This window comes from Limimaricola variabilis (genome assembly GCF_014195545.1).
Classification (GTDB): Bacteria; Pseudomonadota; Alphaproteobacteria; order Rhodobacterales; family Rhodobacteraceae; genus Limimaricola; species Limimaricola variabilis.
Map to the genome: position 1 here is coordinate 1 of NZ_JACIBX010000019.1, position 25,602 is coordinate 25,602.

Here is a 25,602-nt window from a genome sequence, read left to right on the forward strand (position 1 = left end):
GCTACGACAGATGCCCGAAGGTCTTCCTTTCTGCCATCGCCCTGGCCGCGACCGTCATGTTCTGGCTTTGAGGGTTAACGAGTCCTGACCCTAGCGCAGGCAATCTCACATCAGAACTCGGCACCACCCGCGTTGTGCGTCATCCCGGGACAGGCCTGTCAGCTGTCCCGCTTCATAATCCACTCGACCTCCGGCGCGGGCACGAAGCGCCAGTTGCGGCGCGGACCGGCCATGACGTTGAGGTAGTACATCTTGAAGCCGTAGGGCGCGCCACAGGGATGGTGGCCGCGCGGCACCAGCACCACGTCGTGGTCCTTCACCGCCATGGTTTCGTCGAGGCTTCCGTCATCGGTGTAGACCCGCTGGATGCCGAAGCCCGAGGCGGGGTTGAGGCGATGGTAGTAGGTCTCTTCGAGATAGGTGATGCGCGGGAAGTCGTCCTCGTCGTGGCGATGCGAAGGATAGGACGACCAGTGACCCGCAGGGGTGAAGACCTCGGTGACCAGCAGGCTATCCGCGTAATCCTCGTTCTCCATCGCGATGTTGTTGATGTGGCGGGTGTTCGTTCCCTTACCGCGTTCGGTGAGCGTGATGCCGTCGGGCCCGATGCGCCGCGCCGCGTGGCCGCCCCTGCCCGGCGCCGAGCAGACCGCGATGGTACAGTCGGTCGTGGCCTCCGCGGCCCATTCGCAGCCATTCGGCAAATAGAGGCAATGCGGCGGGGTCTTTTCGAACACATCCATGCGGTCGCCCAACTCGCCCCATTCCTGACCGGCGCCGGTCAGACGGGCCTTGCCCTCGACCATGACGAGGATCACCTCGCGGTCGCCGGTGACGTCCTCGACCCGATCACCCGCGCGCAGCCTGTGCAGCGCAAAGCCGACATAGCGCCATCCGGCGTTCTCGGGCGTAATCCGGTGCACCTCTCCACGGGTACCGAAGGGTTTGCGCAAAAGGGTCATCTCGTCTCTCCGTCCGTATTCGTCCGTGGGCCGCGTAGTGGCCCCGCTCACCGCGCGCTGCCATGCTCCGACGCACCATCGCATTCTGCATGCCCATCCGTCCCAATTTTACCGATGAATTTGTCGCCGAAGCGGTGAACTATGGAATGGACGTCTCGGCCCGGCGGGGCCGTCGCGTCATGCCCTGACCCCGTTTCCAAAAGGTACTCCCCATGAAAGTCGCACTCTTCGGCGCCGGCCGCATCGGCAAGGTCCACGCCGCCTCGATCAAGACGGATCCCCGCTCCGAGCTGGTCGCCGTCACCGACGTGATGATAGAGGCGGCGCAGGCTCTCGCGCAGGAACACGGCATCGCCGTGCGCAGCCCCGAAGAGATCCTCGCGGATCCGAGCATCGATGCGATCCTGATCGCCTCGTCGACCAACACCCATGCCGACCTGATCGAGGTGGGCGCCAAGGCGGGCAAGGCAGTCTTCTGCGAGAAGCCGATCGACCTCGACCTGAAGCGCGCGCTCGAGATCGGGCGCATCGCCAAGACGCATGACAAGCCGATGATGATGGGCTTCAACCGCCGCTTCGACCCGAACTTCGCCGCCGTGAAGGCCGCGCTCGACGCGGGCGAGGTCGGCAAGGGTGAACTTCTGGCCGTGACCTCCTACGACCCGGCCCCGCCGCCGGTGAGCTACATCAAGGTTTCTGGCGGGCTCTACCGCGACATGATGATCCACGACTTCGACATCTGCGCCTTTCTCTTCGGAATGCCCAAGATGGTGATGGCGCACGGGTCCTGCCTTGTGGATCCCGAGATCGGGGCGGCCGGCGATATCGACACCGCCGTCGTGGTGCTGACCTATGCCGACGGCCGCATCGCCACGATCCGCAACTCGCGCCGCGCGCCCTATGGCTACGACCAGCGGGTCGAGCTGCTGGGCTCGGAGGGCACGCTCGAGGCGCGCAACGAGGTCGAGAACACGGTGGTCAAATCGACCGCCGCCGGCACCGTCTCGGCCAAGCCGGTCTTCTTCTTCCTTGAGCGCTACATGCGCGCTTACGCGATCGAATGGCGGGCCTTCGTCGATGCCTGCGTCGAGGGCAAACCGGTGCCTGCCACGGTGCAGGACGGGGTGAACGCGCTGGCGCTGGCCGAAGCCGCGAACCAGTCCTTCCGCGAGGGCCGGCCGATCGAGGTCACATCGGAGATGACCGGCGTCTGAACGCCCAAGGCTTTCCAGGCACCGTCTGCGCCGAGGGCGCCAGCTCCATGGGTGCAGATCGGTGAGGGCTTCGAGGACGGTCCTCGAAATGGACCGGCGTCCTAATGGGCAGGTCGGAGCGCTCCGACCTGCCCAGCGCGCGAATATCCATCTCGACGGATGAATGCTCCGGGTGCGGGCGTAAATGCAGCTGGTCCGTCGCAAGCCGATGGCAGCCACCCTATTTCGTCGAAGAGCGATCATCGCATCGCCGACGGCTCCCGCTGCTACACCTCCGGAACGAAGGAATAGCCCTTGTCACCCTTCTCCACCCTGCCCACGCCCCCGTCCGGAAGGTGGAAGCCGATCAGCGGCACCCCGCGCTCGGCCAGCTCCTGCAGCAGGGCCAAACGGGTCCGGGCGGCCAGTTCCGGATCCTGATCGGCGGGCATCGGCCAGTCGGGGCGGGCAAAGGCCAGATGCGCGTTGCCGATGGCGTCACCGGCGATCAACGCGCGCCCACCGCCAATCTCGAAGGACATGTGTCCCGGCGTATGGCCGAAGCTGGCCCGTGCCAGAACGCCGGGCAGAACTTCGTCCCCTTCCTCGAACGTCTCCAACATGTCCCGAAGAAGCTCGATCCGCCGCGCGGCGCCGGCGGCGAAACTCTGCCGTTCGGCGCCGATCGTTTCCGTCGTTTCCGGGTCGATCCAGTAGTCCCTCTCGACCCGCCCCATGAGATGCCGCGCATTGGCGAAGAGGGGTTCGTCGAAATCGTCGATCGCGCCCCAGAGATGATCCGGGTGGCCATGGGTGAAGACAACATGGGTGACGTCCTCGGGCGACAGGTCGAGAGCGGCGAGCGCATCCGGCAGGCGCCCCGTGCTGTCCATGAAGCCCGGCCCCGCCCCCGCGTCGAACAGCACAACGTCCTCGCCCGAACGCAGCAGCGTCACGTTGCAGGGCGGCTCGTAGCCCCCTGCCGCGACGCCGGCCGCGTCGAGAATCGCGCGCGCCTCGTCCCGCGGCAGATCGCCGATCAGGAAGCTCTCAGGGAGTTGCAGATGCCCGTCGCTCAGCGTGGTGATCCGCAGATCGCCGAGATCCATCTCCGTCGCGGCCCAGACCCGACCGAAGGCAAGCGAGGCACCCAGGCCCGCCGTGCCGCGCAACATGTTGCGTCTCGTGATCCTCATCGTCCCTCCCCGATCAATACATTCACATCATTGCATGCGAAGCGTCAGAGCGTCGAGGGGGTTACTCAACCATGGCAAATCCGTCGATCAGCTGCCGCAGCCCGATCGCGGCACCCAGTGCGATCGCGGCCAGCGTCACCGGGGCGCTGATCGCCAGAACCGAAAAGGCGGTGATGCCCTGACCGATGCTGCAGCCCGCCGCCGTCACCGCGCCCCAGCCCATCAGCCCCGCGCCGAGGATCTGGCGCTTGAGTTCGCGCGGGTCCTCGCAGGCTTCCCAACGGAAATGCCCTTTCCAGAGGCTGCCCGCGAAGGCGCCCGCCAGCACGCCGACCACCGATCCGACACCGAAGCTCAGCGCTGTCCCGCTCGAGGTCATCGTATAGAGCATGGTTTCGCCGAGCGGGGCCGAGAAACTGTGGGACAGCACCGGCAGCGCGTCGAACCCGGTCCTGAACAGCCAGGCCGTGCCCGCCCATCCCATCGCGACGGCCAAGCCGACCGAGGCACCACAGAGGATCACGCCCCGGCCCAGCGCCTCGCCGCCCCGCAGCGACAGGGCGATGATGGCCAGACCGGCGAACAGGCCGCAGGCCCAGAGCGGCAGGCCCGTCGCCTGCGCCATCCAGTGGCCGATGCCCGGCGTCGGTTCACCGCCCGGCGCGAAGAGCGCGACCCGGAGGCCGGAGAGCGGGCCGGAGAGCGTCGCATAGGCCGCGAGCCCCGTGACCAGCACGATCACGAAGGAGCGCATGTCGCCACCGCCCAGCCGGGCCAGCGCGCCGTAGCCGCAATTTCCCGCCAGCGCCATGCCGTAGCCGAAAGCCAGCCCGCCGAGGATCGCGCCGGGCAGGCTCCAGCCCTGCGCGAGATAGAAGCTGTCCATCGGGTCGAACAGCCCCGCCCCGATCAGGCCGAAGGCCGCGATGACGGCGACGCCGATCGCGATGCCCCACATCCTGAGCCGCGACAGGCTATCGCCGTAGAGCGCGTCCTCGATGGCGCCTAGCGTGCAAAAGCGGCCCAGCCGCGCGGCCGCGCCCAGCACCGCGCCGCTGCCCATGCCGATGAGCGCCGCGACGGTCGGCTCGTCGAGCCAATCCAGCATATCGTGATCCTCCCCGCGCGCCCTCCCCGGCGCGCCTGTCAGCCCGAGCGGCAGAACAACTCGTAGACGAGCTCCATGATCCGGCGCGGCCGGTCGTCGGTCAAGCTGTAGTAGATCGTCTTGCCCTCGCGCCGCGGCGTCACGAGCCCCTCGAGCCTGAGCCGCGCGAGTTGCTGCGAAACGGCGGCCTGCCGCGCCGAGAGCAGCTGCTCGAGTTCGGTCACCGACTTCTCGCCGGTGACGAGATGGCACAGGATCATCAGCCGGCCTTCATGACCCAGCGCCTTGAGAAAGTCCGAGGCCTCCTGCGCGTTGCGCATCATGAGGTCCATGTCGGCGTCGCTCATGTTGTCGGTAATCTTCGGCAGGGTCATGGCTGCGCTCCCCGTTTCGGCGAAGCGGCTCCGCCCGATGTCAGGCAGATCATTTATGGGCTCGCGCCCTTTATCGCAATGCGATGCGATCATCCGGGCGGGTCCTAAGGCACCAAAGTCGCGCCCGGCGTCTCCCCGAGCAGCCGCGCCAGCAGTCCCCAGAAGAAGTCCTCGCCCGGATAGCCCTCGATCCGGCCCAGCTCGCGCCCGTCCTCGACCAGCAGGAAGGTCGGCGTAAAGACGACCTTGCCCTCGAGCTCCATCCCGTCCGGCAGCTCGCCGATGTCGATCCGGCGCAGCGGCGCGGCCTCGCCCTCTTCGGTCTTGGGATAGATAGGCCCGATCTCGTCGTTCCAGCGCGCGCACCATGGGCAACCCGCCTGCTCGACCATGACGAGCTCGAGCGCCGCCGCGGCGAGGCCGGGTGGGAAGGCCATGAACAGGCCGAGGCAAAGGGCTGCGACGCGCGGCATGCGGATCCTCGATCGGGGCCGGTTCAGCGTTCAATTGACTGACCGATGCCATCGAATAATAGTATTGCAATATGATTTAAGCAATCGGAGGCGGCATGTTCGAGGTCACGCTGGGCGGCGCCGTGCTGGCGGGACTGCTGTCCTTCCTGTCTCCCTGCATCCTGCCGATGGTGCCGTTCTATCTCGGCTATCTCGCCGGCACCGGTGCGCGACAGGCCGAAACGGCTGGCACCGAGCCCGGGCGCGGCCGCACATTGCTCTTCACGGCGTTGTTCTCCGCCGGGATCATCACCGTCTTCGTGGCGCTAGGTGCCTCGGCATCCTTCGCCGGGCAGTTCCTGCGCGAATGGTTCGACCTGCTGCGCTGGATCGCGGCCGGAATCATCGTGCTGATGGGGCTCCACTTCCTCGGCCTCCTGCCGATCGGCCTGCTCTATCGGCAATTCCGCCTCGACGGTGCCGCCGGACCCGCGCGCGACATCGGCCTCGCGGGGGCCTTTGTCATGGGGCTGGCCTTCGCCTTCGGCTGGACGCCCTGCGTGGGCCCGGTGCTCGGCGTGATCCTGTTCACCGCCGGCAGCCTGCAGACCGCCGCTGAGGGTGCATGGCTGCTGCTGGCCTATGGGATCGGCATGACCCTGCCCTTTCTGCTCGCGGCGGTCTTCGTGGCCCCCTTCACCCGCCTGATGCGCCGCTTCAGGCGCCATCTCGGCACGGTCGAGAAGCTGACCGGCGCGCTGCTCGTGGCCTTCGGGCTGCTGATCGCCACCGACTCGGTGAACCTGATCGCGCAGTGGATGCTCGACGAATTCGCCATCTTCAGCCGCTATGGATGACAGGAGCCTGCCATGATCCGTCTCAGACACGCATTCGCCCTTCTTCTCCTCTCCGCGCTGCCTGCGGCGGCGGAGATGGGCGATGACGGGCTGCACAAGGCGCCCTGGATGCGCCAGACCTTTCTCGACCTGCGCGAGGACCTCGCCGAGGCGAACGCGGCCGGGCAGCGGCTGATGCTCCTCGTCGAGCAGCGCGGCTGCATCTATTGCCGCAAGATGCACGAGGAGATCTTTGTCCTGCCGGAGATCGAGCAGAGGCTCGAAGAGGACTACTTCGTCGTGCAACTCAACATGTTCGGCGATCTCGATGTGACCGATTTCGACGGCACCACCCTGCCCGAGAAGGAGATGGTCTCGCGCTGGGGGCTGCTGTTCACGCCGACCATGATGTTCCTGCCCGAAGAGGTACCGTCCGGCAGCACGGCGGCCGAGTCGGCGGTGGCGGTGATGCCCGGCGCCTTCGGCCCCGCGACCACCGAAAACCTGCTGAGCTGGGTGCTCGAGCGCGGCTATGCGGGCGAGGAGTCGTTCCAGAAATACCACGCGCGGATGCTTGGAAACCAAGGCGAATAGCCGCGCGAGCCGGGCCGCGGCCAGCCGTATTCAAGAAATTAAATATGATGTTGATTGGAACGTACGGTCCGGGGTAACGTGACTTCGGAGGACAAAATGCCGCAGGGAGGACACATGTCGCGACAAATCACCCTTGCCGTGGCGTTCGCGCTCACGGGCGTGGCCGCGCAGGCCGAGGTCGCGCCGCAGGAGGTGGCCTTTGGCGAATACGGCGCCATCGAGACCTCCCTGACCGGCACCCCCGGCGATCCGAAAGCCGGGGCCGAGGTCATGGCCGATCGCGGTCTTGGCAACTGCGTCGCCTGCCATGCGGTCGGCGCGCTCGAGGAGGTGCCGTTCCACGGTGAGGTCGGACCGCCGCTCGACGGCGCAGCCGACCGTTGGACCGAGGCGGATCTGCGCGGGATCGTCGCCAACGCCAAGATGACTTTTCCGGGCACGATCATGCCCGCCTTCTACAAGACCACGGGCTTTATCCGCCCCGGCGACGGCTTCACCGGCAAGGCCGGCGAGGAGCCGCTGCCGCCGCTGCTCACCGCGCAGCAGATCGAGGACGTGGTCGCCTATCTTATGACGCTGCACGAGGAGTGATCGTGCGGCAGGAGAGGAGAGAGATGAGCTTTTCACGCAGACAGACGCTGGCCATCATGGCCGGCAGCGGGCTCTCGGTGATGCTGGGCGGGCGCATGGCGCTGGCCACGCCCACCGAGGAGCTGATCGCCAACTTCACCGGCGGAGCCGAGATCACCGGCGAGGGGCTGACGCTCACCGCGCCCGAGATCGCCGAGAACGGCAACACGGTGCCGGTCGAGGTCGACGCCCCCGGCGCCGAGTCGATCATCCTGCTGGCCACCGGCAACCCGAACCCCGATGTGGGCGTGTTCCATTTCGGCCCGCTGGCGGGCGCGCAGATGGCCTCGACCCGGATCCGCCTCGCCGGCACGCAAGAGGTCGTCGCCATCGCCAAGATGTCCGACGGCAGCTTCGCGCGCGCGGCGCAGGAGGTGAAGGTGACCATCGGCGGCTGCGGCGGCTGAGTTCGGGACAAGGAGCAAGAGACATGGCAGAGAACGTCACCCCCCGCGTCCGCGTCCCCAAGGAAGCCGCCGCCGGAGAGGTCATCACCATCAAGACCCTGATCAGCCACCCGATGGAATCGGGTCAGCGCAAGGACAAGGAGGGCAACCTCATCCCGCGCTCGATCATCAACCGCTTCACCTGCACCTTCAACGGCGAGACGGTGATCGACGTGGCGATGGAGCCCGCGATCTCGACCAACCCCTATTTCGAATTCCAGGCCAAGGTGCCCGAGAGCGGCACCTTCACCTTCACCTGGATCGACGATGACGGGTCGACCTACGAGGACACCAAGGAGATCGCCGTCGCCTGACGGGATCGGGGCGCACGGGGCAAGGGAGGAGACCTTGATGAGACAGATGCTGAGGACCGGCGCCGCATGGACGGCGCTCGGGCTGGCCGGGTCGGCCGCCCTTGCCCCCGCCGCGACGGCGCAGGAGGCGAACCTCGTCATCAACGACGAGATCGAGATCGTGACCCGGGCGCCCGCGCCCGAGCACATGGAATACATGAGCGAGGTCGTCTCGGGCTGGGAATACCGCTCGCCCGAGACGCAGGCGCTGCAGATGGATGATTTCGAGAACCCCGGCATGATCGGCGTCGACAACGCCCGCGCCGATTTCGAAACCGCCATGGGCCCCGACGGCCAGTCCTGCGCGTCGTGCCATGACAGCCCTGAGGCGCTCGAAGGCGTCCGCGCCGTCTATCCCAAGTGGGACGAGGCCAAGGGCGAGGTGCAGACGCTCGAGATGCAGGTCAACGAATGCGTGACCGAGCGCGCCGGGGCGGAGCCTTGGGATTATACCGGCGACCGGATGACCGAGATGGTCGCGCTGATCTCCTCGGTCTCGCGCGGCATGCCGGTGGACGTGGCGATCGACGGCCCGGCCCAGGAGACCTGGGAGAAGGGCAAGGAGATCTACTACACCCGCTACGGCCAGCTGGAGCTCGCCTGCGCGAATTGCCACGAGGACAATTACGACAACATGATCCGGGCCGACCATCTGAGCCAGGGTCAGATCAACGGCTTCCCGACCTACCGGCTCAAGAACGGCGCGCTCAACGCGGTGCATGACCGCTTCAAGGGCTGCGTGCGCGACACCCGTGCCGAGACCTTCGCACCGGGCAGCCCGGAATTCGTGGCGCTGGAACTCTACGTCGCCTCGCGCGGCAACGGCCTTTCGGTCGAGGGCCCCTCGGTCCGCAACTGACACCACACCCCGCCCGGCTTTCGCCCGGCGGGGTTCTTCTGCCCAAACATATTCAATAATACGCATCCGATGACAGGGAACCGCCCATGATCGCCCGCCGCCACTTTCTTCAGGCCGGCCTCGCCGCCTCCGCTCTCTGGGGCGCCTCCGGCTTCGGCAATTGGTCGCGGCTCGCGGCCCAGCAGCGGCTCAGCCAGGAAGACCTGATCGGCACCGGCGGCCCGGGCAACGTCACGCTGATCCACATCACCGACATCCATGCCCAGACCCAGCCGATCTGGTTCCGCGAGCCCGAGATCAATCTCGGCGTCGGCGAGGCGCGTGGCCTCGTGCCCCACGTCACCGGCGTCGCCTTCCGCAAGCTCTACGGCATCGAGGACGGCTCGCCGCTCGACTACGCGCTGACCTATGACGACTTCGTGGCACTGGGCCGCGAATACGGTCGGATGGGCGGGCTCGACCGCATCGCGACCGTGCTCAAGGCGATCCGCGCCGAGCGGCCCGACGCTCTGCTGCTCGATGGCGGCGATACCTGGCAGGGCTCGCTGCCCGCGCTCAGGACCGAAGGCGCCGACATGGTGCGGCTGTTCAACGCGTTGGGCACCGACGCCATGACCTCGCACTGGGAATTCACGCTGGGCATCGACCGGGTGAACCAGATCGTCGAGAACGAACTCGATCCCGCCTTCCTCGGCGCCAACATCTTCGACGCCACCTGGGACGAGCCGGCCTACGAGCCCTTCAAGATGTTCGAGCGCGGCGGCACCGCGATCGCGGTGATCGGCCAGGCCTTCCCCTATCTGCCGATCGCCAACCCGAGCTGGATGTTCCCGGATCTCAGCTTCGGGGTCCGCCAGGAACGGATGGCCGAGGTGGTGCAGGAGGCACGCGACGCCGGTGCCGAAGTGGTCGTGGTGCTGTCGCATAACGGCTTCGACGTGGACCGCAAGATGGCTGCGCAGGTGCCGGGCATCGACGTGATCCTGACCGGCCACACCCATGACGCCCTGCCCGAACCGGTGCTTGTCGGAAGCACCCATCTCATCGCCTCGGGCAGCCATGGCAAGTTCGTCTCCCGCGTCGATCTCGACGTGCAGGACGGCGCGTTGAAGGGGCTGACCCACCGGCTGATCCCGATCTTCTCGGACGTGATCGCCCCCGATGCGGAGATGACCGCGCTGGTCGAGGAGACCCGCGCGCCCTTCAAGGACGAGATGGCCGAGGTGCTCGGCACCACGGACTCGCTGCTGTACCGGCGCGGCAACTTCAACGGCACCTGGGACGACCTGATCTGCAACGCGCTGATTTCCGAGCGCGAGGCCGACATCGCGCTCTCCCCCGGCTTCCGCTGGGGCGCCTCGCTGATGCCCGGGCAGGAGATCACCCGCGAGGACGTCTTCAACGCCACCGCGATGAGCTATCCGGAGGCGTACCGCTCGGAGATGACCGGCGAAACGCTGAAGCTCATCCTCGAAGACGTGGCCGACAACCTGTTCAACCCCGACCCCTACTACCAGCAGGGCGGCGACATGGTCCGCGTCGGCGGCATGGGCTACCGGATCGACATCGCCCAACCGCAGGGCAGCCGCGTCACCGAGATGACGCTGCTGTCGTCGGGCGAAAAGATCGATCCGTCGAGAACCTACGTCGTGGCCGGATGGGCCAGCGTCAACGAGGGCACCGAGGGCCCGGCGATCTGGGACGTGGTCGAGAGCCACATCCGCAAGCAGGGCACCGTTTCCATCGACCCAAACACCAGCGTCGACGTGGTGGCCGGATGAGCCGCCCCGACATGGACGACAAGAGGACCCCGAGCATGAGCAACGATTCCGCCCCCTCGCGGCGCGGCTTCCTGACCGGTGCGCTCGCCGCCGGCGGCGCGATCGCGGGCAGCCGCGTGGCGGCGCAGACCCCCGACCCGGCGATCACCGAGCTGCAGCCCTGGATGCAGTATCTGGGCGACGGCGTCGACGCGCGGCCCTACGGTACGCCGTCGAAGCACGAGGCGCATGTCATCCGGCGCAACGTCGAATGGCTGACCGCCGACCCGGTCTCCTCGGTGAACTTCACGCCGCTGCACGAGCTCGACGGCATCATTACCCCGAACGGGCTGTGTTTCGAGCGGCATCACGCGGGCATCGCCGAGGTCGACCCGGCGGCGCACCGGCTGATGATCAACGGCCTCGTCGACAAGCCGCTCGTCTTCACCATGCAGGACCTGATGCGCTTCCCGCGCGAGAACCGGGTCTACTTCCTCGAATGCGCGGCGAACTCAGGCATGGAATGGGCCGGCGCGCAGCTCAATGGCTGCCAGTACACCCACGGCATGATCCACAACGTCATGTATACCGGCGTGCCGCTGCGGCTGTTGCTCGAAGAGGCAGGCGTCAAGACCAACGGCAAGTGGATCATGCCCGAGGGGGCCGACGCGAGCGCAATGACCCGCTCGATCCCGATCGAGAAGGCGATGGATGACTGCCTCGTCGCCTTCAAGATGAACGGCGAGGCGCTGCGCCCCGAGCAGGGCTACCCGGTCCGCCTCGTCGTGCCCGGCTGGGAAGGCAACATGTGGATCAAGTGGCTGCGCCGGATCGAGGTCGGCGACCAGCCTTGGCATCACCGCGAAGAGACGTCGAAATACACCGACCTGCTGGATAACGGCATCGCCCGCCGCTTCACCTGGGAGATGGACGCCAAGTCGGTCATCACCAATCCCAGCCCGCAGGCGCCGATCCTGCATTCCAAGGGGCCGACGGTGCTCACCGGCGTCGCTTGGTCGGGTCGCGGCACCATCCCGCGCGTCGACGTGACGCTCGACGGCGGCAAGAACTGGCACCAGGCGCGGATGTCCGGGCCGAGCTTCGACAAGTCGATGCACCGCTTCTACTTCGAGTTCGACTGGGACGGGAAACCGCTGCTGCTGCAGAGCCGGGCGCACGACTCCACCGGCTACGTGCAGCCGACCAAGGACGAGCTGCGCGAGATCCGCGGCGAAAACTCCATCTACCACAACAACGGCATCCAGACTTGGCATGTCAACGAGCGCGGCGAGGCGGAAAATGTCGAAATTTCTTAAGATTCTCGCCCCCGCCTCCGCCGGCACGGCGAGCGTGCTGACCCTGGCCTACGTGCTCGCCGACCAGTTCGTGGTCGACATGCCGGCGCCGGCGCGCGTGTCCTTCGTGGCCGCCGCCAACGCTCAGGAGACCGAGGCGCCCGCCCCGGCCCCCGAGGCGGCCGTGCAGACCGCCGCCGAGGCCCCTGCCCCCGCCCGCGATGGCGGCTATGGGCTGGGCCGCGAGGCGCTGCCCGAGGAAATCGCGGCCTGGGACATCGACATCCGCCCCGACGGGCAGGGCCTGCCGGTGGGCTCGGGCGATGTCTGGACCGGCGAGGAAGTCTTCGTCGCGAAATGCGCCTCCTGCCACGGCGATTTCGGCGAAGCGGTCGGCCGCTGGCCCCAGCTGGCGGGCGGTCAGGGCACGCTCGAGCGCAAGGACCCGGTCAAGACCATCGGCTCCTACTGGCCCTATCTCTCGACCGTCTGGGACTATGTGCACCGCGCCATGCCCTTCGGCGATGCGCAGTCGCTGGAGCCCGACGAGGTCTACGCGATCACCGCCTACCTGCTCTACCTCAACAACATCGTCGAGGATGATTTCGAGCTGTCGAACGAGAGCTTCGCCGAGGTCGAGATGCCGAATGCCGAGGGCTTCAAGCCCGACGACCGGCCCGAGACCGAGCTTGCCGTCTTTACAGGCGAAGCCTGCATGGAGAGCTGCAAGGACAGCGTCGAGATCACCATGCGCGCCGCCGTGCTCGATGTGACGCCTGGTTCCGAGGAAGGCGAGGCCGAGGTGGTGGAGACCGCCGTCGAGGTCGAGGAGCAGGCCGAGGCGCAGCCCATGGATGCGGAACCCGCCGAAGAGGCGGTAGCGGGCGACCAGCCCACGGCGCCGGAAGACGCGGCCGCCGAAACCGAGGCAGGGGATGCCTCCGCCGAAGGTGCCGACGCGGAAGCGGCCCCGGCGGAGGCGGCCGAGGAGGCCAGCGCCGCGCCCGATCCGGAACTGGTCGCAGCGGGCGAGCGCGTCTTCAAGAAATGCTCCGCCTGCCACCAGGTCGGCGAGAACGCCAAGAACCGCAGCGGCCCGCAGCTCAACGGCATCGTCGGGCGCACCGCCGGCACGGTCGAGGGTTTCCGCTACTCCGGCGCGATGGAAGAAGCCGGCGCGAACGGGCTGGTCTGGGATCACGAGCGCCTCGCGGGCTTTCTCGCCGATCCGCGCGCCTACCTGAAGGGCACCAAGATGTCCTTTGCGGGCCTGCGCAGCGACGAGGACATCGCCGCCATCACCGCCTTCCTCGAGGCGCAGGGCGAGTGAACCATACCGGGCGGCCCGAGCCGGGCCGCCCGCATCGCCATTTCGGTGGCAGGAGGGAGAAGGCCGGGCCATGCCCGGCCGGACCCGCAACAGGGGAGGAGTAAGGCCATGAGACGGATCCTTTTGGCGGCTGTAGCCGCGATTGCGGGTGGGGCCGCGTCGGCGCAGGAGGTGATCACCTACCCCTTCGACGGCAGCTTCGAAGACGCGACCTTCAGCGTCGAGAGCGCCATCGTCGGCGAGGGGCTGGTGGTCGACTATGTCAGCCGGGTCGGCGACATGCTCAACCGCACCGGCGAGGACGTGGGCAGCGACGTGACGATCTTCGACGCCGCCGATGTCTTCCTGTTCTGCTCGGCCGTGGTGTCGCGCAAGGTGATGGAGGCCGATCCTTCCAACATCGCGCATTGTCCCTACGGGATCTTCGTCACCGACAAGGACGGCGCCGTCGAGATCGGCTACCGGGCGATGCCGGAAGGCCCGATGCAGGATGTGCAATCGCTGCTCGACGGCATTGCGCGCGAGGCGGCGGGACAGTAGCGGGTGGCCTTCGACAGCTTCCTCACCGCTGAGCTGAACCGCCTGCGCGAGGAGGGCAATTACCGCCGCTTCGCGGAGTTGGAGCGGCATCGCGGCGCCTTTCCATCCGCGACGCGGCATGACGGCCCCGCGCCCTCCGGGGTCACCGTCTGGTGCTCGAACGACTATCTCGGCATGGGCCAGCATCCGAAGGTGCTGGCCGCAATGCACGAGGCCATCGACGAAGTCGGTGCCGGCGCGGGCGGCACGCGCAACATCTCCGGCACCACCCGCCACCACGTCGCGCTGGAACGCGAACTGGCCGATCTGCACGGCAAGGAAGCGGCGCTGCTGTTCACCAGCGGATACGTCTCGAACTGGGCCTCGCTCGGCACGCTGGCGTCGCGCATCCCCGGCTGCGTCGTGCTGTCGGATGCCGGCAACCATGCCAGCATGATCGAAGGCATCCGGCACAGCCGCGCCGAGAAGGTGATCTGGAAGCACAACGACCTCGCCGATCTGGAGACGAAGCTCGCCGCGCTGCCCGCCAACGCGCCCAAGATCGTCGCCTTCGAAAGCGTCTACTCGATGGATGGCGACATCGCCCCCATTGCGGGCATCTGCGACCTGGCCGAGCGCTACGGCGCGATGACCTATCTCGACGAGGTGCATGGCGTCGGCCTCTACGGCCCGCGCGGCGGCGGTGTCGCCGAGCGCGAAGGGCTGATGGGGCGCATCGACGTGATCGAGGGCACGCTGGGCAAGGCGTATGGCGTGATGGGGGGCTACATCGCGGCCTCGGCGGCGCTGTGCGATTTCGTGCGCAGCTTCGCCTCCGGCTTCATCTTCACCACCGCCCTTCCCCCGGCCGTGGCGGCCGGCGCGCGCGCCGCCGTGCGGCACCTCAAGACCTCGGATGCCGAGCGCCGCCTGCAGGCCGAACGGGTCGCCATGCTGCGGGCCCGGCTCGACGCGGCGGGCATCCCGCATCTGCCGAACCCGAGCCATATCGTGCCGGTCATGGTGGGCGATCCGGTCAAATGCCGCTGGCTGTCGGACCTTCTGCTCGACGAGTTCGGCATCTACATCCAGCCGATCAACTACCCCACCGTGCCGCGCGGCACCGAGCGGCTGCGCATCACGCCCTCGCCGGTGCATTCGGAGGCCGATCTCGACCGGCTCGCCTCGGCGCTCGAAACCTTGTGGGACCGCTGCCGCATCGCGCGCGTGCCTTGGGCCGCGCAATAAGGGAGACCAGCCATGATCCGCCTCGCCGCCTTCGCCCTCCTCGCCGCCCCGGCCCTGGCCGAACCGGTCGGCATCGACGCCGAGCGCATGTCGGTCACGGTCGAGACCGATGACGGTCCGATCGAGATCATGCGCGAGCAGGACAACGAGGCGGTGCTCACCGGCGATTTCGCCAAGACCTCGCGCGCCTGCCCCCCGTTCTGCATCCAGCCGATGACCCCCGCCGAGGGCGTCACCACCATCGGCGAGCTGGAATTGCTGGAGATGCTGGAGGACCCGGAGGCGATGGTGATCGACAGCCGCACCCGCGAGTGGTTCGAGGGCGGCACCATCCCAGGCGCGATCCACATGCCGTGGGATCGGATCACCGACCGGCTGGGCGAGTTGGGCTGCGAGCCGGATTTCGAGGGCTGGGACTGTACGGAGGCGCCGCGCGTGGCGCTGTTCTGCAACGGCCCATGGTGCGGCCAGTCGCCGACCGCGATCCGCGCGATGATCGGCGCGGGCTACCCGGCGGACCGGATCAGCTACTATCGCGGGGGCATGCAACTCTGGCGGCTGCTCGGTCTCACCGTCGCCGGGGGACGCTGAGCCGCGACGCGCGGCTCAGCCTCGGCTTCACGGCTTGACGTAGGTATAGCCCTGCCCCTGCAGGTAGCTCAGCTCGGCCACGCCGGATGGTACGATCTGGTCCTCGAACACCTCGAAGAGATCGGTCTCGTAATCGATGTCGCGCCCGGTCAGGGTGTTGTTGCACACGAGGAAGGAGACGTTCTGGCCACGCAGGCTGGTCACGTCCATCTGCAGCTGCTCGTTCTCCATCGCGTTCTGCAACAGCCCGACGCCATTGCCGTGCAGCACGACCTTGACCTCGATGTTGTCCTTGCCCACCGCGTTGATGTGGTTCTGCACGTTGCGCAGCGCGCCGCGATAGGCCTTGTCCGCCTCGCCGCCATTGCCGTTGATGTGATAAACCACCTTCTGCTTGCCGTAGCGGTCGCTTTCGGCCGTCGCCACGCCCGCCGACAGCAGCGTCAGCGCGGCCAGACCCACGGCCAGAGCGCCGCGCATCATTTTCAGTATCGTCATTTCGTCCTCCCTTGAGCGGTTATGGGCGGCATGCCCCACCATGCCGGACACCTGCACGGTTCCTCCTCCGCTCGGGCCCGGCCGCGCCGCTCCTACGCATTCATACATTCAACTACGTCTCTACTATCTGTCCACCCTTCATCCGGGCATCGACATAGGCATGCTTTCGCCCCTCGGTCTGAGGAACCCGGCCCCAAGCATTCCCGTTCTCGCATGTGAAGGAGGACCTGCCATGACCCTGCGCTTCGAACAGATCCTGGCCGACGGCGTCGCCGAATGCTCCTATCTGCTGGGCGACGATGCCGCACATGTCTGTGCCGTCGTCGACCCGCGCCCCGACGTCGAGATCTACCTCGAGGCGGCACGCCGCTTCGGCCTCGCCATCACCCATGTGTTCGAAACCCACATCCACGCCGATTTCATGAGCGGCGCGCGCGAGCTGGTCGACCGGCTCGGCGGTCAGGCCAAGCTCTATGTCAGCACCGAGGGCGGCGCCGAATACGGCTTTGCGCACGAGGCGGTCCGCGATGGCGATGAATTCCGCTTCGGCGGGCTGCGGATGAAGGCGCGCTTCACCCCCGGCCACACGCCCGAACACATGTCCTACCTGCTCTTCGACGGCGACACCGAGACGCCGTGGAGCGTGCTTTCGGGCGACGCCTTCTTCGTCGACAGCGTCGGCCGCCCCGACCTGATGGGCGATGACCAGACCGAGGAGTTAACCGAAAAGCTGTTCCACACGGTGCGCGACGTGTTCATGGCGCTGCCGGACGACGTTATCATCTATCCCTGCCACGGCGCCGGCTCTGCCTGCGGCCCCGATATCGGCGACCGCATGTCCTCGACCATCGGCTACGAGCGACGTTTCAACGACTACGCAAAGATCGAGAGCCTCGAAGAGTTCAAGAGGGTGATGCAGGCGGACGCGCCGCCTGTCCCCGCCCATTACCCCCGGCTGAAGAAGGTGAACGCCAAAGGTCCGGAGGTATTGCGCAACCTGCCGCGCGTGCCGCCCCTCACGGTCGAGCAATTCGCCGAAGCGACCGAGAGCGGCGTGCAGGTTCTCGACGTGCGCGACATGATGGGGTTCGGCGCGGGTCACGTGAAGGGCGCGCTCAACATCGGCGCGCGGCCCGAGCTGTCTGTCTGGGCCGGATGGCTGCTGGACCCCGAGCGTCCGATCCACCTCGTTCTGGGCGACGATCGCGAACTGCCGGACGTCGTGAAGCTGCTGTGGCGCACCGGCTTTACCGACTTCGGCGGCTATCTCGCCGGCGGCATGAGCGCGTGGCGCGAGGCCGGGCGCGACTTCGCACAGATCCCGCAGATCTCGGTGCATGAGCTGAAGGAGGCCAAGGACATCACCCCGCTCGACGTGCGCAAGCCCGATGAGTGGGAGGGCGGCCATATCCCCGGCGCGACCCATGCCTTCCTTGGCGAGTTGCGGGAGAAGCTGGACGAGCTCGATCGCTCCGCGACCTACGCCACCTACTGCGCCAGCGGCTTTCGCGCGAGCATCGCGTCGAGCCTGCTCGCGGCGCGAGGCTTTCCAAACATCCGCAACGTGCCGGGCAGCTGGAAGGCCTGGACCGCCGCCGGCTACCCCACCGAAACCCCCGAACACCAGTGAGGACCCAGATGGACAACGTCGTCGAGATCGACAGCAATCACAGCGTTGCGCGCTTTGCCCCGGACGAGGCCGCCCTGCGGCAGGCAGCCGACCAAGGCTTTCGCAGCGTGGTGAACTTCCGCACGGCGGAGGAAAAGCAGGAGATCACGCCGGACGAGGAACGGCGCCTCGCCGAAGCGGCGGGCCTCACCTACCTGCACCACCCGGTGGCGCCGGACGCGCTTGACGACGCGCTGGTGGACGATTTCCGCCAGAAGCTTGCGGACCTGCCGGGACCGGTGCTGTTCCACTGCGCCTCGGGCAAGCGCGCGGGCGCGATGACGCTCATGGCTCTGGCGGCTCGCGAAGGGCTGGACGGCGATGCGGCCATCGCAAAAGGCCGTGAATGCGGCCTCGACCTGTCGCAGGAGAAGATTGGCCAGTTCGTGAAGGATTATGCGGACCGCAAGGGCCGGAGCTGAGGCACCGGTCGCGGGGCGACTGACAACCATCCCCGCCACCACGAGAGCGTCGGCAACATCACCCCGGCCGACGCCTATCTCGGCAAGGCCGGAGCCATTCCCAATCGACGAAAGGAAATCAAAGCCAGGACTATCGAGAAGCGCCGTTCGCTGCATCGCCAGACAGCGGCATGAACAGAAGCCCGAACGAGCCAGAGCCTCCGTTCGACATCAGGCCACCGTGTCCCAAGTCATCTGACGACGGACACGCCGCACGGCGGCATCTCATATGCCATAGCAGTTTCATTGAGACCATCTGCAGGCCGCATCGATAGGTGAGGCGCAAAGGCGCTAGGGTTCAGCTGCTTTGGCTGCGCCGTCGCAGCATGTCGCTCACCGCGCGCACGACGCGGTACTGGCCTTCCTGCGCGATGCGGAAGTCCTCTCCGCCGACGGTTTCGTCTGCCGCCTCCGTGATGAGGGTCACCGGATAGAGCGGCTCCGGGCTGGCGCTCATCGTGAAGGGAATGCAGTCCGCATGCACCTCGAAGCTCTCCGCCCCGACATAGCGGCGATAGAGATCGAGCATTCGACGGTTCTGCGCCATGAGCTCTGGAAAATCGACGAGCGCGTCGAGGCCGGCCTGCAGCACCGCGCGGGCCAACGCTTCTTGCGCCGGATCATGGCGCAGTATCAGGAAAAATCCTTTGGGTATGGTCCATTGGGCGAACCCACGCGGAATGTAGCCGGTCATTGGTCGGGTCCATTCATGCGAAGGGTAGCCATGCAGGTTCACATGCACCTCGGCCGGCAGCCGCGCATAGGCGAGGTCACGGATCGCGCTCTCGTAACGCCCGGCCCCGTGGCTCAGGTCAGCGCCGCTCGCGGTGTAGCGGGCGGCGTGGTGCATGTGGCGCGGATTGTCGGCGCATAGGTCGCGGAACAGCGCATAGCCATCCGGATTCTCGAGCGGGTTCAGCGTGAAGCTCACCTCGCCTTCGGCGGCCAGATCCCGCCCCGCGCGCAGCGCCCCGACCATGGGCGAACTTTCGTTGGCATGCTGCCCGGCCGAAATCGCGATCCACGCCGGACCATGTCCGACGACGTGCCGCCCCTCGACCGCCCGCCCCTGCCGCGAGCGGGCGGCATAGGCCACACCGCCGATCCCGGCGAGATGGGCCGAGATCTGGGCCGGATAGAGCCACTGCGTCGCCGCGTCGAGCGCAGGGCGCCCGGGCTGGTCGCGGTCGAGCGCTGGCTCTGCCCGCACGGTCTGGATCTCCAGCCGGGGCGTGCCGCCGCGCTGCACCAGCGGCACGATCTGACCGGCCTTGACCGAGCGCTGCCCCGGTGCAAGGCCGAGCCGCTCCTGGAAGATCTCCAGCGCAGTGAAGTAGATTTCCTCATGCATTGCCTCGGCCAGCGAGATCACCTCGGAGCCGACCGGCAGGACCTGATCTTCGTAGGGTAGCTCGACGATCACTTCGAGCCGGTCGAAGAACGGCCCATCGGGCTCATCCGGTGAGAGCGGATCGAGCGGCATCGCGCGCAGATGCGCGCAGACCGCCTCGAAGATCGCCTCGTATTCGGTCGGCAAATGCCGCCCGCCTTGCCCATCTTCGACCCAGCCACAGGCGGCGAGCGCTTGGGCGCCATCATCGAGTTCGACCCAGCGCACCGGCACCGGCACAAGGTGGCGTGCCTCCGGCGTCTCGATCTCGTAGGCGGGCAAGCCCTCCCCCTCGTGCGGGCGCGGCGCGAAGGCGATTTCGCAATGCGAGACCAGAGCGTGCAGCGGGTAGCATTCGAGCCGGAACCGGTCCTCGGGGCAGCCCTCGACCACCGGGTAGTGGATCGTGGCGCGGGAGGCGTCGTCGAGAAGCCGCTGCTCCAGCACCTCGTGCAACAGCGTCTTGTAGGCCGAGCGCAGCCGGAGGTCGCGCCCCTCGGCGCGGGCCCGCGCTTGCGCCGCGCGCCGCGCGCTCGGGCCTTCGAAGACCCATGCGGCGGTGGCATCCTCGGGCAGCGTGTCGATCGTGCGGTCGAAGACGCGCTTCGTCACTTCGTCGCCCCCAGAGGATCGAGCCGGTCGCGCAGCCAGTCGCCCAAGAGGTTCAGGCCCAGAACCGTCAGCATGATCGCGAGACCGGGAAAGATCGTCACCCAGGGCGCGGTCTGGATGTAGTTGCGGCCATCCGCCAGCATGCCGCCCCAGCTCGGCACCAGCGGGTCGATCCCGAGGCCGAGGAAGGTCAGGCTGCTTTCGAGCAGGATGTTGTTGGCGACGTTCAACGTGGCGAGGATCACCAGCGGCCCCATCGCGTTGGGCAGGATGTGGCCGAACAGGATCTTGCGGTCCGGCAGGCCGTAGCTCTGCGCCGCCTGCACGAATTCGGCCTGCCTGAGCGAGAAGACAGAGCCGCGGATCAGTCGGGCGTACTGCACCCATTGCGCGACGATCATCAGCACGATGATCCGGTCGAGCCCGGGCCCGATGATCGCGATCACCGTCATCGCCAAGAGGATGAAGGGCAGCGCAAGCTGGATGTCGGCGAAGCGCATCAGGAACATGTCCCATGGCCCGCGGTAATAGCCAGCCAGAAGGCCCACCACAGTGCCGATCACCACCGCGCCGAGCGCCGAGACGATGCCGACGAAGAACGACACGCGTCCCCCCACGACGACGCGGGCGAGAATGTCGCGGCCGAGCGGATCGGTGCCCAAGGGGTGGTTCCAGCCAGTGAATGGGGCGGTCAGCCGCGCTGTCAGGTCCATGGCGCGGCCGCCATCGGGAAACAGCAGCCCCGAGAGCGCCACGGCACCGCCGATCAGCACGATCAACACGAGGCCTGCGACGAACTCGAAATTCTTGAAGCCCGTCATGGCGTCACTCCAGTCTGATGCGGGGGTCGAGCAGCATGTAGGTGAGGTCGACCAGAAGGTTCACGGCGACGATCAGCACCGCGAGGATCGAGATCACCGTCTGCAGGATCGGGTAGTCGCGCTGCGCGATCGCCTCGATCGCGAGCGTGCCCATGCCGGGCCAGTTGAACACCAGCTCGACCACCACGAGACCGCCCATCAGTGAGCCGAACTGCAGGCCGAGATAGGTGACCAGCGCGATCGAGCTGTTGCGCAGTGCGTGCTTGTAGATCACCGCGGTCTGCGACAGCCCCTTGGCGCGGGCCACCATGATGAACTGCGACGACAGCACGTCGAGCATGGTGGTGCGCACAATGCGCAGGTTGGTCGAGGTCAGGATCACGCCGATGGTCACGGCGGGCATGATCAGCGATTGCGGCCCGATGAAGCCCGATGGCGGCAGCCAGCGCAGCGTCACCGAGAAGATCAGCACCAGCATGATGCCGAGCCAGAAATTGGGGAAGGACAGCCCCGCGAGAGACAGCACCCGCACCAGCTGATCCCCGAAAGAGCCACGATGCGTGGCGGCATAAATGCCCAGCGGCACCGAGATCAGCAGCGACACCGCCAGCGAGGTCAGCGCCAGAAGCAGGGTCGCACCAAGCGCGCCGGAAATCAGCGGCGCGATCGCGCCCCTGAAGAAGCTGTTGCCCAGTTCGCCGGTCAGCAGCCCGCCGATGAAATCGCCGTACTGCACGAGGAAGGGTCGGTTCAGGCCTAGCCCCTCGCGGATTCGCGCGAGATCTTCCGGGGTCACGTTCGCGGATTCCCGCAGCATCATCACCGCCGGGTCGCCGGTGAGACGGATCGCGAAGGAGACGAACAGCGTCACCGCGACCAGCACGAAACCGGCCTGGATCACGCGTTTGAGGATGAAGGAAAGGATGGGCAAGGCGGCCTCCGGAGGGGAAGTCCCGGCGCGGGGGCGATCCCCCGCGCCGGCTGCATGGTCTTACTCGGCGACGCTCACATCGGTGAGGCGCAGGCGCTTGTCGGGGGCGGGCACGAAGCCCTCGACCCGGTCGGCCACCGCGTAGACCGTCTCCTCGTTGTAGAGCGGAATGTGGTAGGCCTCTTCATGCGCGAGCTGGGCCACCTTCTGCAGGATCTCCTCGCGCAGCTTCTGATCGGGCGACTGGCGCTGCTCGTCGAGAAGCGCGTTCATCTCGTCGGAGGTGCCGTAGGGGTTCCACTTCTCGCCTTCGTGGTAGGTCAGATAGGCGGTGTTGTCGAAGTCGAAGGTCCAGCCGCCCCAGCTGAACTGGTACATCTCGTTGGTCCGGCCCTGCGGCACGATCTCGTTGAGGAAGACGCCGTCCTCGATCGGGTTCAGACCGACATTCAGACCCACCGCGGCGAAGAAGCCGGTCAGCGCCTGTGCCACCTCGTTGAAGGTCGAGTTGCCGGCCCGATAGTCGATGGTCATCTCGGTGCCCGGCGCGACGCCGGCCTCTTCGAGCAGCGCCATCGCCTGCTGCGGGTCGAAGGGATAGCCCTCGAGCTCGGGATCATGGCCGAAGGACAGCTCGCCCTGCAGGCTGGCGATCGGGCTGCCGCGCCCGGCCAGGAAGGCGTCGATCAGCGCCTGCTTGTCGATCGCCATGTTGAGCGCGCGGCGCACCCGCACGTCCTCGGTCACGGCGTCCTTGGTCCGAAGCGCCAGCGAGTAGATGGAAGGCCCGGCGACCGCGACGATCCCGGCATTGTCCGCGGCCTCGATGGTCGGCACAGCCGAGAAGGCGACATCGGAGACAAGGTCGACACCGCCCGATTGCAGCTCGGCCAGACGCGTCGCATCCTCGCGGATGAAGCGGAACACCAGCCCGTCAAGCTCCGGCGCGCCCTCGAAATAATCGGCGTTGGCCTTCAGCTCGATCCGCGCGCCCTGCTCGTAGCTGACGAACTTGAACGGGCCGGTGCCGACCGGGTTCATGTCGAAATGCTCCTGGCCGTTTTCCTCGATGTATTGCGGGGGCACGATCATCGCGCCGTAGCCCGACAGCTTGGTCAGGATCACCGGGTCGGGCTGGGCCATGTGGAAATCGACGGTGGTCGCGTCGACGACCTCGACGCGGTCGATCGTGGTGTAGTTCGACTGCTGCGGACCGGCGCCGCCGACCTCGCCCAGAAGCCGGTCGAAGGTGTATTTCACCGCCTCGGCGTTGAAGGGCTCGCCATTGTGGAACTGCACGCCCTCGCGCAGCTGGAAGCGGATGCGCATGCCCTCGTCGAGCACTTCCCAGCTTTCGGCGAGGCCGGGCTGCAGATCGAGGTTCTCGTCGCGGCGCACGAGGCCGTCATAGATGTTCGAAGCGACCGAGCCCCAGGCGACAAGGAAGGTGTCGACCGGGTCCCAGTTGGCCGGATCCTGGCGCTGCGCCACGGTGAGCGTGCCCTCGGCGAGCGCGGGGGCCGCCGTAAGCGCGGTGGTGGCGGCCAGCGCCGCGATCAGCAGGCGCGATTTCAGATCCGTCATGATGCGATACCTTCCCTGTATTTTTCGAAGTCTTGATGATTGTCGGCCAGCAGGTGACCCGGCGCGACCTCGACGAAACCATGGCTGCGCCGCGGATCGCCGACCGGTCTGACCGGGCTGGGGATGTCGCCCGTCAGCGTGACGCGTTCCGGCGGACGGGTCGGGTCCATCACCGGAACGGCGCGCAGCAGGCGCTTCGTATAGGGGTGTTGCGGCGTCTCGAAGACTTGGCGACGGGTACCCATCTCGACGATCTCGCCCAGATACATCACCGCGACGCGGTGGCTGACCCGCTCAACCACGGCCATGTCGTGGCTGATGAAGAGATAGGCCAGTCCGCGCCGGGCCTGGATGTCCATCATCAGGTTGATCACCTGCGCCTGGACGCTGACGTCGAGCGCCGAGACCGCCTCGTCGGCGATGATCAGCCCCGGATCGACCGAGAGCGCGCGGGCGATGGCGATGCGCTGGCGCTGGCCGCCGGAGAACTCGTGCGGGTAGCGCCCGGCGTGCTCGGGCTTGAGCCCCACCGAGGTCAGCAGATCGGCCACCTGCGCATCAGCGTTCTTCAGGAGCCCATGAGTGGCCATCGGCTCGGTCAGGCTCTGCTTCACCGTCTTGCGCGGGTTGAGCGAGCCGTAGGGGTCTTGGAAGATGTACTGGATCTCGCGCTTGAAGCGTTGCCGCTCAGCCGGATCGAGCGACAGGATGTCGGTGCCGCGATAGAGAATGCGACCCGAGACCGGGGTGACGAGCTGCTGCAGCGTCTTGCCGACGGTCGACTTGCCAGAGCCGCTCTCGCCCACCAGCGCCAGCGTCTCGCCCGGGTGAATCTCGAAGCTGACCTCCTCAGCAGCGTGGACGCGGTGGCTGATCCGGCCGAAGAAGCCCGATGTCAGATCGTAGCGCGTCGTCACCTTGTCGAACCGGACCAGCGGCTCGGTCCGCTCCGGGTTCGGATGCGCGCCGGTCTCTTCGGCGGCCTGCCCGGGCAGGTCGAACTTGCGCGGGCTTTCTTGGCCCTGCATTGCACCGATCTTCGGCACCGCGGCCATCAGCGCGCGGGTGTAGTCGGCCTTGGGCCGCAGGATCACTTCCTCGGCGCGGCCCGTCTCGACCATCTCGCCATGGCGCATCACCACGATCTCGTCGGCCATCTCCGAGACCACGCCCATATCGTGGCTGATGAAGATCACCGAGGTGCCGAACTCGGACTGCATATCGCGGATGATCTGCAGGATCTGCGCCTGGATCGTGACGTCGAGCGCGGTGGTCGGCTCGTCGGCGATCAGCAGGTCGGGGCGGCAGGACACCGCCATCGCGATCATCACCCGTTGCCGCATGCCCCCCGAAAGCTGGTGCGGGTAGCGGTCGAGTTGGGCGCGGGCATTGGGCAGCCGCACCAGTTCCAGAAGCCGCGCCGCCTCGTCGCGCGCCGCCCGTCCGCGCAGGCCCCGGTGCAACTTGAGCGCCTCGCCGATCTGGCTGCCGATCGTGAAGACCGGGTCGAGCGAGGTCATCGGCTCCTGAAAGATCATCGAGATCCGGTTGCCGCGGATGCGGCGCAGATCGGCCTCCGAGGCACCGGTGATCTCGGTCTCGCCCCCCTTGCCGTGCAGCTGGATGCGGCCCGAGGTGACGCGACCGCCGGTGAACTTCAACAGCCCCATCGCCGCCATGGAGGTGACCGACTTGCCCGAGCCGCTTTCGCCGACGATGGCAAGCGTGCCGCCGCGTGGAACTTCGAAGCTCAAGCCGCGCACGGCCTGAGTGTCGCCAAAGGAGATCGACAGATTCTCGACGGTTAGGATCGGAGCGGTCGTGTCATGCAAATCGGATTTCCTCCGGCCCTTTCACGGCAGTTACGTAACGCTAGTCGCGGCCAGCGTT

At 67.1% G+C, this 25,602-nt stretch carries 26 protein-coding genes; 15 read left to right on the forward strand and 11 right to left on the reverse strand.

Features of this window, described 5'->3' with window-relative positions; all coding sequences use genetic code 11:
* Positions 1 to 158 precede the first annotated feature (158 nt).
* Positions 159 to 962, reverse strand: coding sequence for a 5-deoxy-glucuronate isomerase (gene iolB, locus FHS00_RS16375; RefSeq protein WP_183475174.1), 804 nt, complete (start codon positions 960 to 962; stop codon positions 159 to 161).
* 212 nt (positions 963 to 1,174) lie between these two features.
* Here iolB and iolG point away from each other — a divergent pair, with 212 nt between their 5' ends.
* Positions 1,175 to 2,176 carry an inositol 2-dehydrogenase gene (gene iolG / locus FHS00_RS16380; RefSeq protein WP_183475175.1) on the forward strand — a complete coding sequence of 334 codons (1,002 nt, stop codon included), beginning with the start codon at positions 1,175 to 1,177 and terminating at the stop codon, positions 2,174 to 2,176.
* A gap of 266 nt (positions 2,177 to 2,442) precedes the next feature.
* Here the strand turns inward: iolG and FHS00_RS16385 are convergent, their stop codons facing one another.
* The 4 genes from FHS00_RS16385 to FHS00_RS16400 all read right to left on the reverse strand — a co-directional run bounded on the left by FHS00_RS16385 (position 2,443) and on the right by FHS00_RS16400 (position 5,306).
* Complete coding sequence (locus tag FHS00_RS16385) at positions 2,443 to 3,351, reverse strand: MBL fold metallo-hydrolase (protein ID WP_183475176.1); 909 nt, start codon at positions 3,349 to 3,351, stop codon at positions 2,443 to 2,445.
* Between the two features lie 61 nt (positions 3,352 to 3,412).
* Positions 3,413 to 4,459, reverse strand: a complete 1,047-nt coding sequence (locus FHS00_RS16390) for a YeeE/YedE family protein (RefSeq protein WP_183475177.1) — start codon at positions 4,457 to 4,459, stop codon at positions 3,413 to 3,415.
* A gap of 38 nt (positions 4,460 to 4,497) precedes the next feature.
* The gene (locus tag FHS00_RS16395) at positions 4,498 to 4,833 is read right to left on the reverse strand and encodes an ArsR/SmtB family transcription factor (RefSeq protein ID WP_183475178.1); all 336 of its coding nucleotides are present in this window, start codon (positions 4,831 to 4,833) and stop codon (positions 4,498 to 4,500) included.
* 104 nt (positions 4,834 to 4,937) lie between these two features.
* Positions 4,938 to 5,306 carry a thioredoxin domain-containing protein gene (locus FHS00_RS16400; protein ID WP_183475179.1) on the reverse strand — a complete coding sequence of 123 codons (369 nt, stop codon included), beginning with the start codon at positions 5,304 to 5,306 and terminating at the stop codon, positions 4,938 to 4,940.
* Between the two features lie 95 nt (positions 5,307 to 5,401).
* Between FHS00_RS16400 and FHS00_RS16405 the strand changes: the two genes are divergently transcribed.
* The 12 genes from FHS00_RS16405 to FHS00_RS16460 all read left to right on the forward strand — a co-directional run bounded on the left by FHS00_RS16405 (position 5,402) and on the right by FHS00_RS16460 (position 15,746).
* A complete protein-coding gene (locus tag FHS00_RS16405) occupies positions 5,402 to 6,142 on the forward strand; it encodes a cytochrome c biogenesis CcdA family protein (protein WP_183475180.1) in 741 nt (246 codons plus the stop codon).
* A gap of 12 nt (positions 6,143 to 6,154) precedes the next feature.
* Positions 6,155 to 6,715, forward strand: a complete 561-nt coding sequence (locus FHS00_RS16410) for a thioredoxin family protein (RefSeq protein WP_183475181.1) — start codon at positions 6,155 to 6,157, stop codon at positions 6,713 to 6,715.
* A 114-nt stretch (positions 6,716 to 6,829) separates the two neighbouring features.
* Positions 6,830 to 7,306: a sulfur oxidation c-type cytochrome SoxX gene (gene soxX, locus FHS00_RS16415; RefSeq protein ID WP_183475182.1), complete on the forward strand. Its 477-nt coding sequence runs from the start codon at positions 6,830 to 6,832 to the stop codon at positions 7,304 to 7,306.
* Positions 7,307 to 7,329: 23 nt separating this feature from the next.
* On the forward strand, positions 7,330 to 7,752 hold the full coding sequence (gene soxY, locus FHS00_RS16420; protein WP_183475183.1) for a thiosulfate oxidation carrier protein SoxY: 423 nt from the start codon (positions 7,330 to 7,332) through the stop codon (positions 7,750 to 7,752).
* A gap of 23 nt (positions 7,753 to 7,775) precedes the next feature.
* Positions 7,776 to 8,105 (forward strand): thiosulfate oxidation carrier complex protein SoxZ, encoded by a 330-nt coding sequence (soxZ, locus tag FHS00_RS16425; RefSeq protein WP_085897779.1) that lies wholly within the window; start codon positions 7,776 to 7,778, stop codon positions 8,103 to 8,105.
* 37 nt (positions 8,106 to 8,142) lie between these two features.
* Complete coding sequence (gene soxA, locus FHS00_RS16430; RefSeq protein WP_183475184.1) at positions 8,143 to 9,003, forward strand: sulfur oxidation c-type cytochrome SoxA; 861 nt, start codon at positions 8,143 to 8,145, stop codon at positions 9,001 to 9,003.
* Between the two features lie 86 nt (positions 9,004 to 9,089).
* The gene (gene soxB / locus FHS00_RS16435) at positions 9,090 to 10,784 is read left to right on the forward strand and encodes a thiosulfohydrolase SoxB (protein WP_183475185.1); all 1,695 of its coding nucleotides are present in this window, start codon (positions 9,090 to 9,092) and stop codon (positions 10,782 to 10,784) included.
* Between the two features lie 35 nt (positions 10,785 to 10,819).
* Positions 10,820 to 12,079, forward strand: a complete 1,260-nt coding sequence (soxC, locus tag FHS00_RS16440; protein WP_183475186.1) for a sulfite dehydrogenase — start codon at positions 10,820 to 10,822, stop codon at positions 12,077 to 12,079.
* Positions 12,063 to 13,388: a c-type cytochrome gene (locus FHS00_RS16445; protein WP_183475187.1), complete on the forward strand. Its 1,326-nt coding sequence runs from the start codon at positions 12,063 to 12,065 to the stop codon at positions 13,386 to 13,388. The genes soxC and FHS00_RS16445 overlap by 17 nt, the downstream gene beginning before the upstream one ends.
* A gap of 108 nt (positions 13,389 to 13,496) precedes the next feature.
* Complete coding sequence (locus tag FHS00_RS16450; protein ID WP_183475188.1) at positions 13,497 to 13,928, forward strand: DUF302 domain-containing protein; 432 nt, start codon at positions 13,497 to 13,499, stop codon at positions 13,926 to 13,928.
* A gap of 3 nt (positions 13,929 to 13,931) precedes the next feature.
* Positions 13,932 to 15,155, forward strand: coding sequence for a 5-aminolevulinate synthase (gene hemA / locus FHS00_RS16455; protein ID WP_183475189.1), 1,224 nt, complete (start codon positions 13,932 to 13,934; stop codon positions 15,153 to 15,155).
* Positions 15,156 to 15,167: 12 nt separating this feature from the next.
* The gene (locus FHS00_RS16460) at positions 15,168 to 15,746 is read left to right on the forward strand and encodes a rhodanese-like domain-containing protein (protein WP_183475190.1); all 579 of its coding nucleotides are present in this window, start codon (positions 15,168 to 15,170) and stop codon (positions 15,744 to 15,746) included.
* A gap of 27 nt (positions 15,747 to 15,773) precedes the next feature.
* On the opposite strand, the gene FHS00_RS16465 is transcribed toward FHS00_RS16460, so the two are convergent.
* Positions 15,774 to 16,244 (reverse strand): DsrE family protein, encoded by a 471-nt coding sequence (locus tag FHS00_RS16465; protein WP_246391417.1) that lies wholly within the window; start codon positions 16,242 to 16,244, stop codon positions 15,774 to 15,776.
* Between the two features lie 232 nt (positions 16,245 to 16,476).
* Here FHS00_RS16465 and FHS00_RS16470 point away from each other — a divergent pair, with 232 nt between their 5' ends.
* Both FHS00_RS16470 and FHS00_RS16475 read left to right on the forward strand, forming a co-directional pair.
* Entirely contained in the window at positions 16,477 to 17,874 is a 1,398-nt protein-coding gene (locus tag FHS00_RS16470) for an MBL fold metallo-hydrolase (RefSeq protein ID WP_183475191.1), read from the forward strand.
* Positions 17,875 to 17,882: 8 nt separating this feature from the next.
* Positions 17,883 to 18,335, forward strand: a complete 453-nt coding sequence (locus tag FHS00_RS16475) for a protein tyrosine phosphatase family protein (protein ID WP_183475192.1) — start codon at positions 17,883 to 17,885, stop codon at positions 18,333 to 18,335.
* A gap of 337 nt (positions 18,336 to 18,672) precedes the next feature.
* Here the strand turns inward: FHS00_RS16475 and FHS00_RS16480 are convergent, their stop codons facing one another.
* Genes FHS00_RS16480 through FHS00_RS16500 form a run of 5 tightly spaced genes read right to left on the reverse strand, consistent with a single transcriptional unit; the run spans position 18,673 to position 25,544 of the window.
* A complete protein-coding gene (locus FHS00_RS16480; protein WP_183475193.1) occupies positions 18,673 to 20,376 on the reverse strand; it encodes a M14 family metallopeptidase in 1,704 nt (567 codons plus the stop codon).
* The gene (locus tag FHS00_RS16485) at positions 20,373 to 21,197 is read right to left on the reverse strand and encodes an ABC transporter permease (protein ID WP_183475194.1); all 825 of its coding nucleotides are present in this window, start codon (positions 21,195 to 21,197) and stop codon (positions 20,373 to 20,375) included. The genes FHS00_RS16480 and FHS00_RS16485 overlap by 4 nt, the downstream gene beginning before the upstream one ends.
* Positions 21,198 to 21,201: 4 nt before the next feature.
* Positions 21,202 to 22,128, reverse strand: a complete 927-nt coding sequence (locus FHS00_RS16490) for an ABC transporter permease (protein WP_221188890.1) — start codon at positions 22,126 to 22,128, stop codon at positions 21,202 to 21,204.
* A 60-nt stretch (positions 22,129 to 22,188) separates the two neighbouring features.
* Positions 22,189 to 23,712: an ABC transporter substrate-binding protein gene (locus tag FHS00_RS16495; RefSeq protein ID WP_183475195.1), complete on the reverse strand. Its 1,524-nt coding sequence runs from the start codon at positions 23,710 to 23,712 to the stop codon at positions 22,189 to 22,191.
* Positions 23,709 to 25,544: an ABC transporter ATP-binding protein gene (locus tag FHS00_RS16500; RefSeq protein WP_221188891.1), complete on the reverse strand. Its 1,836-nt coding sequence runs from the start codon at positions 25,542 to 25,544 to the stop codon at positions 23,709 to 23,711. Before FHS00_RS16500 ends, FHS00_RS16495 begins: the two co-directional genes overlap by 4 nt.
* Positions 25,545 to 25,602: the final 58 nt, after the last annotated feature.